Source organism: Novosphingobium sp. BL-S-32 (assembly GCF_056857055.1).
Window position 1 is genome coordinate 706,768 of sequence record NZ_CM166477.1, and the last position, 16,460, is coordinate 723,227.

A 16,460-nucleotide genomic window follows, 5' to 3' on the forward strand; every position below is an offset into this window, starting at 1 on the left:
TCATGGCGCGCGCACTCACGCGGCCGGGGTGTAGTGGTAGAGACCAAAGACCGTGCCGACGAAACCGCCCGCCTTTTTGGTACTGAGCAGCGTCGCGTCAAGCCCATCTTTCAGGGTCTGCGTCCGGCCATCGACTTCAAAGTCGAAGCCCATCGTTGCGCCGTGCGTGCGGATAGTGAGCGTGACTGGCCCGGCGGCCGAGATCGGCGCGGAGGCGATCAGCGTGTCGGCATCGGCAGCGTCGCGGGTGTAGAGCGCGATCACGGTGTTTCCGGCAATCCGGGTCAGGCCGAAGAAGAGGTTGCTTCGGTCGCTCTGCACGGCTGCCAGGCCTGCGCGGTCGCCATCCTTGACCGGGGCATAGCGGATCGTTGTGGAGACGGTGGCATTGGCATGCTGTTGCCGCCGGCCGATGAAGGCAGGAGCACCGTTGAGGTCGCCGATAGGGCTTGCGCTATCCAGTTCCAGCGCGCCGCCCTTGAGATGGTAGAAGGGCTTTTGCGGCGTTCGGATGCCGATCCACTGCATGGGCAACGTCTTGCCGTCGAATTCCTCGACATATTCGAAGTTGCCGCTTGTCGGAATTGGCGATTTGGGCTGGGCAGGCAGGTCTGGCGCATTCAGGGCGTGCGGGATTGCCTGCCCGCGCGGCAGGATGATCGGCCAGCCATCCTTCCATGTGACCGGCAGAAGGAATGTTTCGCGGCCGATATTATAATAATCGTCAGCATAGGGCCGCACAGCGAGGAAGGTCGCCCACCAGTCTCCGTTCCGGGTCTGGACCAGTTCGGCATGGCCGGCCGATCCGATCGGATCAGGCCTTGCCGGATCGAGATCGCGCTGGGTCAGGATCGGGTTATCCGCGAATGGTATGTAGGGGCCGAGTAGATCCCTGGAGCGGAACACGACCTGCGAATGGTTGACGCTCGTGCCGCCTTCCGCCGCGGTTAGATAATAGTAGCCGTCCTTGCGGAAGATATGCGGCCCTTCGATCCAGACCGGCTTCTTGCCGATGTCGACGCCGCCGTTGATGAGTTGGGTACTTTTTCCCACCATCTTGCCCGCGCGCCAGTCGTATTCCTGGATCCAGATTGCGCGGTGGCCTTCATAGCGGGGAGGCTCGTCGGGGGCGCGGTTGTTGACGATGTAGGCCTTGTCTCCTTCCCAGTAGAGAGAAGGATCGATACCTTCAAAGGGCAGCCAGATCGGGTTGGACCAGGGGCCGGCCGGATCCTTGGCAGTGATAATGAAATTTCCCCTGCATTCGACGCAAGTGTTGACGATGTAGAAGGTGCCATCGTGCCAGCTGATGTCTGGTGCAAAGACGGCCTGCGATGTGCGGCGGCCCTTGAAGTCGAGTTGCCCGGGACGGTCGATCGCATTACCGATCTGGGTCCAGTGCACCAGGTCCTTGGATTTGAAGACAGGCAGTCCCGGGTAGTGAGCGAAGGAGCTGTTGACCAGATAATAGTCATCGGCGACCCGCATGACAGAGGGGTCCGGGTAATAGCCTGTCAGGATCGGATTGCGATATTCACCGGGCTTGATGGCGATCTCTTCGGTCGAATACCCCTTGTATGTGAAACGATCGAACCGCGCCGGCGCGGCATAGGCGGCAGTATTGGCCTGCAAGAGTGCGGAAAGCGACAGCAGCGCAATGGGCAGGGCGGTAAAGCGCGAGGTCCGGTGCGTCACGATTCCATCTCTCCTTGTGTTGCCACACTTATGCTGCGCGGCTGGAAAATTGGTAACGCTAACAATACGGGGTGTCGAGCGCCGTTTCAGCCCCGTCCAGACCGTGTCGGCTCTTGGCCAGGCGTACCGGACGTCATTGCGGCTGCGCCGCGATGAGCAGGGAGAACGGGTTCATCGCGCGGGCGCCAGAAACCAGACAATCAAGCTCAGAGGCACGGCCGCGCCGATCAGCAAGGCCCAGGCCCGCATGGGACTGGCGGCGTGGAATACCGCCATCGCCACGACCGCGAATACCGCATAGCTCGCCAGCGTTGCGGCGGTGACCGCCTCGGAGCGGGTCACGCCGAGTGCGGCGAGGACCAGCGACACTGCCACGGTACCAAGCGCAGTCACTGCATAAGCACCGAGCGTTCCGGCAATAGTGCGCGAGGCGACCGACCAGCGATGGCGGTTTTTATCCCGAGGGGAGAAGATGATGGAAAGCGGCTTGATCATGCGCGGGGTTCTCGGGGTTTTCATCGACGCAGGCGGGCGAGGATGCGTTCGCGATTGGTTTGGGCGGTAAGCGTAAGGGCGGCGCCAAAGGACAGCCAGCCGAACCAGGCGACGGCACCGTAGGCCCAGCCGAAACCTGCGCATGCAACGGCGAACGCGCCGGTCAGAATGCCCAAGCCGCCCAAGCGCAGCCAGCGGCTGATGCGGGCCGGTAGCTTGCGGCGGAGCCAGTCCTGCTGATGGCGGGTCATGGCCATGAGCAGGAGCGCGAAGCCGGCGATCGTCATGACGGCGACGATGGAATGGATCATGCCGTCGCCTCCTCGCCGCTGCGGCGTTTGCGCGCGGGTATTTGTCGCGGTTTGTGGCGGGCAAGCGTCCAGCCTGTAAAGGCAAAGCCGGCTGCCAGCGCCAGCATTACAAGGTCGAAGCTGGCGAAAGTCCAGTCGCCCGCCATCAGGCTGGGGGCAAGTCCGCGTGGGGTGGTGGCCGCATTGACCAGCGGGATCGTGGCGTAGAGCGTGGCGGCTGCCGTCAGCGTTTCCAGCCATGCCCGGCGCGGCTGGCGCAGGAAGGCCCAGGCCAGCGTGCCGCCCCAAGCGATAAACAGCGCGTTGATCTCCCAGTCCGCATGGCGGGCCATGGCCACGGGGAGCAGCCGGTTGGCGAGGAAATAGACCGCGATCCCGATCGGCGCTCCGGTGATGAAGCCGATGTTGAGCCGTTCCACCAGACGGAAGCCGAAATGCGGGCGGCTGGGATCGGGCAGTTTCAACCGCCGTTTCACGCACCACAGGCACAGCCCGGTCGCCGCCATGGCCACGCCGCCAAGGCCGGAGAGGAAGTAAAGCCAGCGCAGGCCATAGCCGGCGAACCAGGCCGTGTGCAGGTCCACCATCACGCGGTGCGTCGCGGTGGCGCCGCCGGGCGTTGCAGGTGTGGACGGCAGCAGCGCTGCGTTCGTGGCATCGAGGTAGACCGTGTCTGACCGGCCATTCCCCCATTCCGACTTGGCGGTATAGAGCGTGGCCATGGCTGCCCTGTCGCCGGGGTTCTCGATAGAGAGATAGGTGGGCATCGCGCCGCCCCATTGGCTCTGGGCCTTGGCGATCATTTGCCCGATCGGGGCGACGGGTGCGGCCTCTCCGCTGGCCTCGCGCTCGGGCCCTTGCGGATAGGTGGTGGCGTAAAAGGCCTGCCGGTCCGGGAAGTTCGCCGAAATCGCCCAGGGCATCAGCGTGAACAGCAGCGTCGCGAGGCCGGTGTAGGTGATCATCAGATAGAAGGGCAGGGCCAGCACGGCCGTCACGTTGTGCGCGTCCAGCCAGCTGCGCTGCCCCTTGCGGAAGCGCAGCATGAAGAAGTCGGTGAAAATCTTCTTGTGAGTCACCACGCCGGACAGGATCGCGACGAGCATCGCCATGGCCGCCACGCAGACCAGATAGCGCGCCCACATGACCGAGATGAAATGGAGATCGAAGTGGAAGCGGTAGAGGAAGAAGCCGCCCCGCGTCTCGCGCACCGGGATTTCGGCGCCGGTCGCGGGATCCAGTGTGATCCGCGTTGCTTCGCGGCGGCCTTGGCCGGGCATCTGCCAGGAAACATCCAACCCGCTACCGCCGCGCGCAGCGGGCAGCGAGACAGACCAGCTCTCCGCCCCCGCCGCCCGGGCCCGCAGCACCGCATCGGCAGAGGCGAAGGCGCGCGGGGATACGCGCGTTTCGGAAGGCAGCTCGGGCCGCATCCAGGCGTCGATCTCGTGCTGGAAGAACGCGGCCGATCCGAACACGAAGATCACGTAGAGCACCCAGCCTGGCACCAGCCCGGCCCAGGTGTGCAGCCATGCCATCGATTGGCGCAGGCTCTGCTTCATGACGCGGCCACCGCGTGTCGATCTCGATCCGTCATCGCTCAGAACCCGTACTTGACCGCGAAGGCCACGTTGCGGGGGCCGCCGAGCTGGGACGAGGTCGCCCAGTAATCGAGGGCGCCCAGATTGGCGACGTTGAGGTCGAAGCGGATCGGGTGGCCGTCGATCTGGGTCTTGTAGTGCATGCCAAGGTCGACGATCGTGTAGCCGTCGATCTTCTGGAGATTGGCGCTGTCCTTGTACATCTTGCCGGCGTGGTAGACGCCGCCGCTGATGGAGAAGCCGTCCAGCCCCGGAATCTCGTAATCGGCGTAGACTTTCGCCAGCATGTCGCTGACGCCGGTGGGCTTCTTGCCCAGCAGCGAGGCCGTGCTGGTCTTGGTGACTTTCAGGTCCATCACGGTGCCGCCCAGCATCACGTTGAGCCGGGGCGTGACGTGGCCGGTCACCGTCAGTTCGACACCCTGATGGACCTCCACGCCGTCCTGCGTGCGGGTGATCTTGCCGTTTACCGTTTCGTCGTAGGAATTGGCCTTCTCGATCCGGTAGAGCGCGCCGGTGATCATGAGCGCGTCGATCGGAGCGTACTTGGCGCCCACCTCGTACTGCTTGGAGACGTAGGGCTTCATGATCTCGCCCGGATTGTTGTAGAGCGCGGCGTCGTCGGGGACCGTCGAGCCCTGTTCCAGACCTTCCATGTACGTCGCGTACGTCGTCACCCGCGCTGCCGGCTTGAACACCAGCGAGACCGTGGGCGTATAGGCGCTTTCGTTGTAGCTGGACGTGCGCGTGCCGGTCGCCCCGAAGTTGCGGGCCTTCACGGTGCTGCGGTTCACGCCCACCATCGCGCTGAGCTGCTCGGTAAACTGGATGTCGTCGCCCAGGATCACGTTGGTGTTCTGCGACTGGCTGGACTTGTAGAGTGCGCCCCACGAATAGGTGTTCAGCGTATCGGGCATGGCCCAGCTGTTCATGTCGTTGGGGGCGGTGAAGGCCGGCGAAAAACCGGCGCTGACCGAGTTGGTGACGTGCCGCTTCACACGCAGGATGTCGCCCGAAGCGCCCACGGTCAGGCGGTGCTTGATGCCCAGCGTCTCGAATTCGCTGTCGAGATAGGCATAGGCGCCCTGCGCAATGTTGTAGGACGGCGCGCTGCGCGAGGCCCAACCGACTTTCCAGCCCACATCCTCGAAATAGGCGGGATAGACGTTGATCGATTCCTGCGCATCGCGCTTGTAGAGGTAGGCGGCGCGCAGGCTGAAAGTGTCGTTCAGCTTCCACTTGGCATTGGTGCCGATGCGGTCGGTCTTGATCTGGAGGTAAGTCCAGTCCGGCGTCCAGGTCTTGCTGGCGTCCAGCGGTTCGATCCAGTGATCGATCGCCGCGTAACTGGTATCGGCATAGGCGTAGAAGCGGGAATCGATGCCGTCGATCCGGTAATAGGTATGCGCCGCTTCGACTTGCAGCAGCAGGTCCGGCGAGACGTTCCAGTCCACCGCGCCGCTGAACAGGCTGCGGGCGATGTTCTGGTTCTTCTTCGCGGTCTCACCGTCCTGATAGGAGAGGTTCAGCCGGTAGGCGAACACACCGTCCCGGTCGATCTTGCCGCCCAGATCGGCATGGACGAAGAACTGCCGGTTGCCATAGTCGCCCACAGTGATGTCGCGCGTGGGCGTGTAGGTCGGCCGCTTGAGCACGTAGTTGGTCACACCGCCCGGATTGCCGACGCCGTATAGGAAGCCGGACAGGCCGTTCATGATCTCGACATTGGCGAGTTCTTCCATGGAAATGCCGGTCAGCGTGGAGGATAGCCGGACCCCGTCCACCACGCCCTTCTGGGAATCGAAGCCGCGGATGGTGACATAGGGCGTGCCGTAGACGGTCGATGGGGCGGAGTTCTGGACCACCGGGTTCATCTTGAACATCTGGTCCATGTCGCCGGCGACGACGCTTTCGATCAGGTCCTGCGACAGCACGCTGATCGCGTAAGGCGTATCGATGACGAGCTTGTCGCCCCAGGGGCCGGAGGCCGAGCGGGTGTCGATCTTGACGTTGCGGCCCGTGACCACGATGGAATCGCCACGCCGCGCGTCATCCGCTGGGTCAAACCGATCCTCATCGCTGAGCATGGCTGTCGTGGAAGGCTCTGCGCTGGCCGAGACGAGCAGTGTATCGAGCGTCATCGCCCCGGTGGTGGCACGCGCAATGGTCACGGCCGCCGGGCCATTGGCACGCGCCACAAGGCCGGTGCCGGACAGCAGCCGCGCCAGTGCATCGCGCCACGGCAGCTTTGCGTTGAGGCCCGCCGAATGACGTCCTTGCGTGAGCGAGGCGTCGTAGTTCAGCTGCAATCCGCTCTGCTGCGCAAAGTTGTTCAACGCGTCGCTCAGCGAGCCAGCGGGAATGGCATAGGCGTTCACGCTGCCGTTCTCTTGCGCCATCGCGCCGGAAGCGAACGCAGTCATACCCCCGGTCATGGTGGTGCCGGCTAGCAGTGCGGCTACCAGCAGGCGTGCGCCGCCATGACCCATTTTCTCGTACATCGAATTGACCCCAATATGGTTGCGAGATGGCGCAATCACGCTGTTGCGACGCATTCTCAATAATGGAGACGGGGCGGGGCGGGAAAAGACGACTAAGGGCTGCAAATTTTTTGCGGTTCAGCGGTGGAGCACGATCAGGCGATCCGAAAACCGGAAAGACCTGAGATTCAGGCTGCGCTCGATGCTGTCGACCGCCTCAAGCGGGTGGTCGAGATCGTAGACGCCGCTGACCTTCACGTCCGCCGCTGTTCCCGTGACGGAAAGATAGCCGTGTCGATAGCGCGCGATTTCGGCGACGACTTCGCGCAAGGGGCGGTTGACCACGACGAGCCGGCCTCGCGTCCAGGCGGTGACCCCATTGCCGGCGGCTTCGACAGCGCCCAGTGTCTCGGCATCGAAATCGACGCGCCGGCCTTCGTCGACGATTGCGGAGCGACCACCGCCGATAACCCGGACCCGATGTTGGGTCACCACGAGTTCGGCGATCCCGTCCCGCTCGCGCACTGCGAAAGCCGTGCCAAGAGCGGTGGCGCTGCCGCCCGCGGCTTCGACAGTGAACGGGCGGCTGCGGTCCGGCGTCACTTCGAACAGCGCGCTTCCTTCAAGCAGGCGCACCTGGCGGCGGGTGGCGGAAAAGTCGTGAACGATGGCCGAACTGCTGCCCAGCGTCACGTGTGAGCCGTCTTCCAGCGTCAGCAAACGGCGTTCGCCTACCCCAGTGGCATAATCCGCGCGCAGGCGGGTCGGCCAGTCGCCGAACGAGGTGAATGCCGCCAGCGCTATCGATGCGGCGACTGCCGCTCCGGCCCACCGTCGCGGCTTGCGGGCGGGAGGGGTGGAGGAGCTGCGGTTGCGGCCGAATATACTCCGGCGTTTGAGCGCGATTGGCGGCAAACCGGTGGGTTGGGTAGCAACGGATGCCGGATCGCTGTCCATCAGGCACCAAAGCTCTTCCAGTCGTTCAAGGGCGCGGCGATGGTCCGGCTCGGACAACCATTCCCGAAAGGACCGCTCATCTTCAGCCGACAATTCTCCTCCGTCCCGGCGGACGATCCAGTCTGCGGCGGATTCTGCAATGGCGGCCGGAATGGTGGCGCGAGGTGCGTTTTCGGTCACGGTTCCGTCCCTTCGGTCGGCTTTCTCATCAACCATGACGGAATTGTCCCGCCAAACACGACGCGGCCAGACGAGATGCCGTCAGGCAAAGCTGGGCGACTGTTGTGGATCGCACTGGGCATCACGCCTCCCCTTCGATTTCGCCGAGCCGGGTGGCCAGCGTCAGCAGGGCGATCCGTAATTGCTTTTCGACCGCGCCCCGGGTGATGCCGAGGCGGTCGGCGATGACGGCTTGGTCGAGGCCATCGAACTTGCGCAAAATGAAGATTTCCCGGCATCGGGGAGGTAGATCTGCCACCAGTTCGCGCACCATGCGCAGGCGATCTGCCGCAAGGACTTGCCGCTCGGCATCCGGGCTTTCATCGGCGACGGTGATGCCGGCCTCTTCGTCTGCCAGCCAAGGCCGCCACTTGCCGCTGTCCCGCGCCCTGTCGTTCACCAGATTGCGGGCCACGCGGTAGAGAAAGGCGCGGGGGTTCTCCACCCGGCCCGCGCGAAGCGACGGAATGGCCCGGGCCCAGGTTTCCTGCACGATATCGGCGGCAACCGGCGGCGAATCCACGAGCGAACGGACATAGGCGAACAGCGCGGCCTGATGGGAACCGACGATGGCGGCATCGCCCCCGTTCACGGTGTGGCCGCCGACGTCGCCCCGTCATCGATCAGGAAGACGATGGGTAGGGAGACGGCAAGTTCGTCCGGAAGCCCGCTTGGGATCGGGGGGAAGGGTGCCGCCCTTGAGACGATGGCCAGCGCGGCTTGATCGAGGGCGGAATGTCCCGTGCTGGAAACGATCACCGCATCCAGCAAATACCCGTCGCGATCGATGCGGAAGAGGAGGGAGCCTGTCCCCTGCGCATGATGTTGAAGCGATCCCGCCGGATAGCGGCGCTGGCTTTCCAGCCGCGCGATCAGGGCCCGGCGATAGGATAGGGCAAGGTCCGGCAGATTGTCCGACAGGCCGCCGGTGGCAGCAGCGGCGGGCGGTTCAGGGGCGTTTGTCGCGAGTACTTCTGCGGTGCGAACGGGCAGGGGCGTAGCGACATGGGGCGGGGCCGATGCCGGGATATGTCGCGGACGCACCGCTTGGGCGTTCGGCTTGTCGTGCACGGGCGCGGGCGAATGGACGTTGAATGTCACCAGCGTGGCAGGCACCGCGTGATTCGGCGCGCCTGCTTGCAGCCAGCCGAACGTGATGGCGGCAACGGCGGCTGCCGCCACGTGAACCCCGGCCGTAATGGCAACGGCGGCCGCGCGCACCGATGCGCCGTTTCCACCCTCTTGGTTGGAACGGCGCAAGCGGCAGAGGAAAGGCGGCGGGTTCACGCGCGGTGAAGGGTGAGGGGGTGCTTGCTTACCGCCTGGTTCTCACAGCGTGCCGCGAAGCGTCAATGTGAAGGCGCGGGGCGTCGCGAAGCGTGCGCTGCCGATATAGAGGCCCGAGTAATACTTCTTGTCGAAGACGTTATCGAGGTGCGCGGTAAGCGAGAAATGTTCCGAGAAACGGTAGTTGGCCAGAAGGTCCAGCGTCGCAAGGCTGCCCTGCGTGTAAATTTCGCCATTGGGGCCGGTACCGTCGGCCGTGGTCTTGCTCTGCCACTTGAGGTTTCCGCCCACCATCAAGGCGTCGAGCGCGCCGGGCAGCCGGTAGGTGGTGAACATCTTGAAGGTGTTCTTGGGGATCTGCGGAAGCTGGCGAACCCCATCGCGATCCTCGGCCCGGGCGTTCGCGAAGCCGCCCGCCACGCGCCATCCGGGCAGGACTTCGCCGTTGACTTCAAGTTCGAAGCCCGATGATTTCATGCCCGATACCGCGTGATAGGCGGAGCTGCCGTCCGGCGCGAAGATGCCGGGGCCGTCTGCCAGGGCATAGTTGTTCTGCTTCATCCGGAAGACCGCCGTGCTGGCGCTCAGCTTGCCGTTAAGGAAATCCGCCTTCAGGCCTGCCTCGTACGTGTCACCTTCAAGCGGAGCAATCGTATCGCCGTCCACGGTGCGTTCCGTCTGCGGGTCGAAGACGCTGGCGTAGCTGATATAGGCCGAGATGGCCTTGCTGAAATCGAGGACGATGCCGGCGTAGGGCGTGAACACGGCTTTCTCGTCGGTTACCGATGACCACGTGCGCACGCCGCCCGCGGGCTGCGAATAGCTGTCCTGCTTCCACCATGTCAGGCGTCCGCCCGCGATCACCGACAAGGGGCTGATGGGCTTGAGGCGCGCCACGCCGGCGATCCCGCTCGTCTCGACGCGATTGCCGCCGAGATCGCCCGTTGCCGTCAAATCGGGTTTGGGCGTGTCGCCATTGGGGAAGAATGCGTAAGCATTGATCGGTTTCGCGTAATCGCTCCCCGACCACCAGCCGGGGTAAAGCGTCTGGTCATCGTCGGACCGCGCGTGGCTAAGCGTCAGGCCGATGTGCTGCTCCTGGCCCAGAACTTCGAAGGTCCCGCGCAAGTTGGCATAAATGGCATTGAGCGTGAGGTCCGAGGCCCAGCGCGTCGAATACAGGGTGCCGCCATCCCCGGTATCCTTGTCTATCGCGCTCCCGAAAAAATAGCCGATAGTTTCGTCATAGGAACCGGACTTGTGCTCGGCGTCGATCTGCAAGTGCCAGTTCTTGTCGAAATCGTGCGCCAGTGACGCGAAGATGTTGACGCTTTCGCGCTTGAAATCGGACCAGTTTGCGCCGCCGTTGGTCGATCGTGCAAAATCAGTCGTGGTTCCGTCTGTGAAAAACAGCGGTACGCCTCCGCGAGAGGCACCCTTGTTGCCGAAGTTCTGGTATTCCACGCCGACCGTCAGCAAAGTGGACGGCGCCAGATCAGCCTCGACGATGCCGTAGAGCGCCTGGCGCTTGACGTGCTCGCGATCGATGAAAGTGTCATTGTCCTGCCAGGCGCCAGAGACGCGGGCGCGGATGTGGCCGTCGGCCGTTACGGTCCCACCCAGGTCACCTTCCAGGCGGTACATATCCCAGGAACCGACGGTTGCGGCCGCGGTGGCCGTGAGATCCCTGCCGGGACGCTTGCGGATCATGTTGATTGCCGCGGAGGGCTGTCCAGTGCCCGTCATCATCCCGGCCGATCCCCGGATGACCTCGATCCGGTCGTAGGCGATCATGTCCGCCGTATCTTCGGTGAAGCCGTAGATCTTGGTGGGCCGGGCGATGCCGTCCACGAGATAGTTTTCGATCGCGAAGCCGCGGGCTGTGTAGTTTGTGCCGTCGGTCCCAAGCGCGCTGGATTGATTGGACTGTATGCCGACGATCTGCGCCATCACGCCGGAGATGTCGTAAAGCCCCTGTTCCTGCATACGCACGCTGTCCAGGACGGTCACCGATTGCGGGGTCTCGCGCGATGAGAGACTGAGGCCGGTGGTTCTTGTCTCACCCGTAACCACGATCGGGTTCTCCTCCGGATCCTCAGTCGCGGTTTCGGCGCGGGCGCTGCCAAAGCTCATCAACCCGATAGCTAATGTAGATGCGACGCAATAGCGCATTCGGCTTCTGGTTGTGATTGTCATTGTGGGCCCCCTGATGCAGCGCACCGGAGAAACCGGCGTCCTTATGCCCGCTGGCGTCTAATGCGAATGATTTGCAAATGCAATAATGCAAAAAACGTTCACGTTCACTGTTCGATGTTCCAGGCGCGCACGACACCCTGACCAGCGTGGAACCCGTGAAAGTCTATGGGGCGGGAGCTACGGTCGCCGCCAACCCGGGCCGCGCGTGTGTGGAACTGACGGCGCAGCTCGAACCTGATTGCGCACCGAGCGTTGCAGGTCGGTGGCGGTTCGGTCTACCTGGATCTTGGTATAAGACGGCGAGCACTGCCCCCTTTGGAGAGCGACATGGCTGACAACGATCCCCCCATCATGGTCTCTCCACTTTCCCGGATGGTCAGCGAGGATGGCATTACGGTTCGAGTGGAGATATTCAAACTCGAAGCGGACGAAGGCTGGACGTTGGAGGTGATCAACGAAACCGGCACTTCAACAGTCTGGGAGGACCCGTTCGATAGCGATGCGTCAGCCTTCGAGGCGTTCAAACGCGCGGTGGAGATCGAGGGAATAGGTACTTTTCTCGACGATGATGGTGAAGGTTGGACCACCATTCATTGATACCATCCTGATTGGGCCGCCCGGCATTGTCTGCGGCGTCATCCAGGCGGCTGCGGGCTGGCTTTAAGCCTTTTCAGGATGGAGTGGGTGCTCCATTAGTTCATAGCGATCCCAGCAAGGGCGGCAGGCTTTCGCGACCCTGAGCCGCCGCCGTCGTCCCTTAAATCAGTCGTGTTACTGCGCCCGCATTGCCGCACGAACCGCTCAAACTGTCGGCAATGGGTTGGCTTATTCCGCCGTTCACGTCACATTGCTGCAATGCAATATTCCTCCAAGGCGCTTCTTGCCATCGGGCCTCCGGTCCTGTTTGCGCTTTGCGGCGCCGCCGGCCGTTACACTTTCCAGCTGGTGGAGACGCGCTACCAGATCCTTACATTCTGGATGATCGCGGCTGCATTGGAGCTGTGGCGCCATGCCGAAGAACCGCAAGCTGGAAGCTGGAGAGCCGTCGCAAACGCCGGCGCCGCCACTGTCGCAATCATTGCTATGAAATGGCATATCGAGGGTGTCTCGCCGCTGCTCCTTCCCCTCATGGTTTAGCCCAGGGCGCAGTCCAGCGCTGCAATTGGCGAACTTTGCAGATCTGCGGTTCCAGCAGGACAAGGAAGGAACGGGTCGTTCCGCCACCGTTCTTCCATGGCACTTCGAGGCAGCGCCGAGTTCGGATAACCTGTAAATACTTTAGCGTAACTCAGATGATGAGGAGATGAATGTCCCGTTTCATGCCTCATTTTCAGCAGACGAACTCGTGTCGCGCTCCAAAGAAGTCCTCAGGATCAATCGCAAAGCCGGACGAAATGCACGCAGATTTCGTCACTCGCAGGTTGCGCTTCTCAAAATGATCGCGCGCAGTTTCCTCGTCCTTCACCCGCCAAACCAGCGCGTAAATGCCGTTCTGTGGCTTGTTGAGGAAGGCTCCGAGCGGGCCTTGTTCGGTGTCGTCAGGTTGGATGAAGGCAACCTGGATGTCGCCAACGCTCAGCAGCACGCGGCGGCCATCTTGGGGGAGTGCGGTCGCTCCGTCCTCGATGACGCGGCCATCCAGGACCGACGTGAAGAAGTGAATCGCCTTTTCGATTTCGCTGGTCACGCATGCGATATGGTCAAGCTGCAGCAATGACGACGCATGCCCGGTTCCGACGGAAGGGCCCCAGCCTCCCGGACGATCGTACGGGTCGTTCGGCATCGTGGAGGAGCAAACCTCCAGCAGAACACCGCCCGTGGATTCCGGCTTTACGAAGAAAAAGAAACCATAGTCGCTTGCAACTACGCCGCCGGCGTCCCGAATGGCCTGGCTGGCTGCCGGACCATCCTCGACCTTGAGCTCGAACGAATGAAAACTCTCGCCAATTTTGCTCGTCATCCGGGCAAACCCCTTGCTCATGTCATCGCGCGTTCGCGGTGCCATGGGTTCGATCGAATGATTGGTGACGTAGAGGAGCGCACAGTCCCGATCTTCTGCTGGAAAGTAGTTTTCGGCAAATACGAGGCCGCCCAAAGCGTCCTGATAGAGGAGACGGCATGCATGAAGATCGTAAGTGGCGTGAATGGTATGAATGACGCGTTGAACGGCGATTTGTGCATGCCCGGCCACGAAAATCTCCACATCGAAGTCCTTTCGTGCTTGGGTATTTTGCCTCGCCGAGTGGAGCAAGCGTGCAGACAAACTCATCGTCAGGGTGAAGTAGTCGCGATTTGCGCAAGAGCTCACCGCTGCAATCCGGGAGACCGGCGCGACGATCGCCTTCGATGCTATTGGCGGCTGCACATTGGGCAGCGACATCCTGAGCGCAATCACCATTACTCTCGGAGCCGCGGCACTATCCGGTGAGGCGGAAGCTTCGGCGGACATGGGCCGGTCCTAAGCGAACCGGCCTCCTTTTTCATTTCGGAATTACTTCGATGCCCGAGACGATTGCGGGACCGTTGATCGGCTGAAACACCAGATCGAGTGTGCCGTCCGCGACATTGACCGCGATTTCGCGGGTCAGCGCTGTCCAGGCGGCCTTCGCTTCGCGGCGAACGTCGACGCGGGCCGCCGCGCGGCCTTCTGCCAGAACCTGGAACTGCCGCGTACCAACGCCCGCCTTCTCGTCCGGTTCGAAAAAGTGCATGTGGACCGTATAGCGCCCGTTCGGCACCGGGATCGCATAACGGAAATCGCCCTCCCGCCAGCTGCCATAGGGCGCCTGGTTCCTTGTGCCCAGCACCGGCCGCACCGGGCCCGGCTCTCCCCCGCGCGACATCGAGGGGCGGTCGCGGAAATGCGCCTCTCCGCCTTTTGAAAACACATCCGATCCCCAAAGCACGCCATCGGGTGCGCGCTGCTCCTCAAGAGTGCCCGCCCGGATATGATAGAGGCCGGGCCTTCCCTCGAAAGTCCAGGTAATGGCGTCCGAAATCCGCTTCCCGTCGCGCATTCCGGTTGCCTCCAGCCGGTTCTCGCCCGGGTCCAGAGTAACCTCGGGCCAACGGCAAATTCCGACCTCGCAGCGCGCCTCCCCCAGCGAGCGGCCGTTGAGGCTCAGCTGAGCCGTTTCGGTATTCGCATAGGCTTTCACCTCGACCACCGGATAGGGACGCGAGCTGTGGCGCCGTTCGGCCAGATAGAGGGTTGGCTCCTGCGACCAGTTCGCCTTGTAGAAATAGAAAGCATCCTTGCGGGTCTTGCGATCGAACGTGACCAGGCCCTTGTCATTGGTATCGGTAAGATCGCCTTCGAGCCTCAACTCGTTCGAGAAATCGAACATGTTCCATACCCAGCTCGCCCAGACATAAGGCCGCGCGGCGATCTGCTTCCAGCTTTCCTCCAGCAGGTGGCTCTGGAACTCCTCGGGATGAGGCCTTCCGAAAGCCGCGATCGCGCCGCCAAGCGGATCATCCGTATGCTGGGTCAGCGCGCCGCCTGCACCGTACTCGCTGATCGAAATGGGCTGATGCGCAAAACGGCCATGCAGCCGGTCGAGATCGCGACCCAGGAGATCGACGGTATTGCCATACCAGCCGTGATAGCGATTGTAGCCGATCACGTCGGTGACCCCCGCGACGCTGTCGAGCCCCGGCTTGTTATCTTCCGCGATGGTGCCGCAGCAATCCGCCAGCGTGGCAGGGCGCAAGGGATCTTCCGCATGGACAACGGCCTGCAAACGCTCAAGCAGAGGCCTGGCATTCGAAGTGCCCCGCCCCTTGGCCGCCTCCAGGTTGACCTCGTTGGCGATCGACCAGACCGCGATCGAGGGATGGTTGTATTCCTGCCGGATCAGTTCGCGCAGTTGCTGCTCGGCATTGGCAGCGAAGGCTTCGGTCGTCGTCTCCGAATACCAGGGCGCCGAGCGATCGACGAGCGGGATCTCGGCCCAGACGACCATGCCTGCCTCATCCATTTGCCGATAGGTCTCGTTGGCATGCTGGTAGTGCGCAAGGCGAACCGTATTGGCCCCGATTTCCCGGATCATCGCCGTATCCTGCGCGATATCGTCCGGTGTGATCGCCCAGCCTTTCCCCGGCCTGTCCTGATGCCGGGAGACACCGTGCAGCGCGATATGCCGGCCATTGAGCCAGAATCCGCTCTGCGGATCGATCCGCATGGTGCGAATACCGAGCGGTTGCTCCACTTCATCCACCACGCGCCCCGCATGATCGAGCAGGCGGACGTTTACGTGATAGAGGTAAGGGTCGCGCAGTCCGTCCCACAAGTGCGGACTGGCAAGGACGAGTTCGCTTGCGACCTCGCTGCGGCCCGCCCGCTCGCCCGCAGCCGCAGTGCGATACGGCACGAATGACGCCGCAGCGAACCTGCCATCCCGGTCGAGCACGCGGATCTGGAGCTTGCCCGCAGCCGCTTTCTTGGTGCCATTCTCAAGCCGTGTAAGAACGCGCAGGCCTGCCTTGCCGTTCTCCAGTGAGGTCGTGCTCGCATAGACCCCTGGGCCACCGAAGTCCTCCATCGCAATGCGCAAGGGGGCGGTCACAATCAGCGACGCCGGCCGATAGAGGCCGCCGTACATCGGCCAATCGCCGTTCATCGGGATCACATCGGCCGTCGGCGATCCCTTCTCCCGCGGAGAACTGTTGTTGACCCGAACGACCAGCACGTTCTCGCCGCTCGGCCTGAGCGCCGGCGTCGCATCGAACCGGAAGCCTGCAAAAGCGCCTGCATGGCGGCCGAGGTGCACGCCGTTGACCCAGACATCGGCAACGACACTGGCCGCATCGAATTGCACCCAGACGCGTCTGTTTCCGAGTTTGTCCGGCGTAGGGAAACCGCGCCTGTACCAGCCGCTGCCCTTGACGTTCTGGTAGTCTTCCCGCCGCTTCGCAGTCCCGCCCATCCGGTTCCAGTTGTGCGGCAGCGAAACCTTGTCCCATGCGGAAACATCGAAATCTGCACTCTCCGCGCCGGCAGGAAGATCGCCGAGGTGGAAGGACCAATCCGAACCGAGCGGAACGACCTCGCGCGCCGCCAGCGGCCCGAAAGCACCGGGAACGCAGAAAGAGCACATCGCAAGCAGGGCCGCACGCCTGGCGTGGCTAGGAAACGACATCTTTTTCTCCCCGAAAATTGGTAAGGCCTCTTTTGATGCCAATATCGCTGCCAAGCGCACTTCTTTCAATCTATCTCC

At 62.8% G+C, this 16,460-nt stretch carries 13 protein-coding genes; 2 read left to right on the forward strand and 11 right to left on the reverse strand.

Features of this window, described 5'->3' with window-relative positions; all coding sequences use genetic code 11:
* Nucleotides 1-15 precede the first annotated feature (15 nt).
* From AC1VVK_RS19900 to AC1VVK_RS19940, 9 genes are all read right to left on the reverse strand, one after another.
* On the reverse strand, nt 16-1,695 hold the full coding sequence (locus AC1VVK_RS19900; RefSeq protein WP_482906479.1) for a glycoside hydrolase family 43 protein: 1,680 nt from the start codon (nt 1,693-1,695) through the stop codon (nt 16-18).
* Between the two features lie 171 nt (nt 1,696-1,866).
* A complete protein-coding gene (locus AC1VVK_RS19905) occupies nt 1,867-2,190 on the reverse strand; it encodes a hypothetical protein (protein WP_482906480.1) in 324 nt (107 codons plus the stop codon).
* A gap of 20 nt (nt 2,191-2,210) precedes the next feature.
* On the reverse strand, nt 2,211-2,501 hold the full coding sequence (locus AC1VVK_RS19910; RefSeq protein ID WP_132390784.1) for a DUF3325 domain-containing protein: 291 nt from the start codon (nt 2,499-2,501) through the stop codon (nt 2,211-2,213).
* Complete coding sequence (locus AC1VVK_RS19915) at nt 2,498-4,063, reverse strand: PepSY-associated TM helix domain-containing protein (RefSeq protein ID WP_482906481.1); 1,566 nt, start codon at nt 4,061-4,063, stop codon at nt 2,498-2,500. Before AC1VVK_RS19915 ends, AC1VVK_RS19910 begins: the two co-directional genes overlap by 4 nt.
* A gap of 38 nt (nt 4,064-4,101) precedes the next feature.
* The gene (locus tag AC1VVK_RS19920; RefSeq protein WP_482906482.1) at nt 4,102-6,603 is read right to left on the reverse strand and encodes a TonB-dependent siderophore receptor; all 2,502 of its coding nucleotides are present in this window, start codon (nt 6,601-6,603) and stop codon (nt 4,102-4,104) included.
* A 117-nt stretch (nt 6,604-6,720) separates the two neighbouring features.
* Nucleotides 6,721-7,755, reverse strand: a complete 1,035-nt coding sequence (locus tag AC1VVK_RS19925; protein ID WP_482906483.1) for a FecR family protein — start codon at nt 7,753-7,755, stop codon at nt 6,721-6,723.
* Between the two features lie 85 nt (nt 7,756-7,840).
* Nucleotides 7,841-8,350, reverse strand: coding sequence for an RNA polymerase sigma factor (locus AC1VVK_RS19930; RefSeq protein ID WP_482906484.1), 510 nt, complete (start codon nt 8,348-8,350; stop codon nt 7,841-7,843).
* On the reverse strand, nt 8,347-8,979 hold the full coding sequence (locus tag AC1VVK_RS19935) for an energy transducer TonB (protein WP_482906485.1): 633 nt from the start codon (nt 8,977-8,979) through the stop codon (nt 8,347-8,349). The genes AC1VVK_RS19930 and AC1VVK_RS19935 overlap by 4 nt, the downstream gene beginning before the upstream one ends.
* Nucleotides 8,980-9,087: 108 nt before the next feature.
* A complete protein-coding gene (locus AC1VVK_RS19940) occupies nt 9,088-11,178 on the reverse strand; it encodes a TonB-dependent siderophore receptor (RefSeq protein ID WP_482906486.1) in 2,091 nt (696 codons plus the stop codon).
* A gap of 390 nt (nt 11,179-11,568) precedes the next feature.
* Here AC1VVK_RS19940 and AC1VVK_RS19945 point away from each other — a divergent pair, with 390 nt between their 5' ends.
* Together AC1VVK_RS19945 and AC1VVK_RS19950 are read left to right on the forward strand one after the other, a co-directional pair.
* The gene (locus AC1VVK_RS19945; protein WP_482906487.1) at nt 11,569-11,838 is read left to right on the forward strand and encodes a hypothetical protein; all 270 of its coding nucleotides are present in this window, start codon (nt 11,569-11,571) and stop codon (nt 11,836-11,838) included.
* Between the two features lie 258 nt (nt 11,839-12,096).
* Nucleotides 12,097-12,378 carry a hypothetical protein gene (locus tag AC1VVK_RS19950; protein WP_482906488.1) on the forward strand — a complete coding sequence of 94 codons (282 nt, stop codon included), beginning with the start codon at nt 12,097-12,099 and terminating at the stop codon, nt 12,376-12,378.
* A gap of 193 nt (nt 12,379-12,571) precedes the next feature.
* Here the strand turns inward: AC1VVK_RS19950 and AC1VVK_RS19955 are convergent, their stop codons facing one another.
* Together AC1VVK_RS19955 and AC1VVK_RS19960 are read right to left on the reverse strand one after the other, a co-directional pair.
* On the reverse strand, nt 12,572-13,690 hold the full coding sequence (locus tag AC1VVK_RS19955) for a VOC family protein (protein ID WP_482906489.1): 1,119 nt from the start codon (nt 13,688-13,690) through the stop codon (nt 12,572-12,574).
* A 31-nt stretch (nt 13,691-13,721) separates the two neighbouring features.
* A complete protein-coding gene (locus tag AC1VVK_RS19960; protein WP_482906490.1) occupies nt 13,722-16,382 on the reverse strand; it encodes a glycoside hydrolase family 2 TIM barrel-domain containing protein in 2,661 nt (886 codons plus the stop codon).
* Between the last annotated feature and the right edge of the window lie 78 nt (nt 16,383-16,460).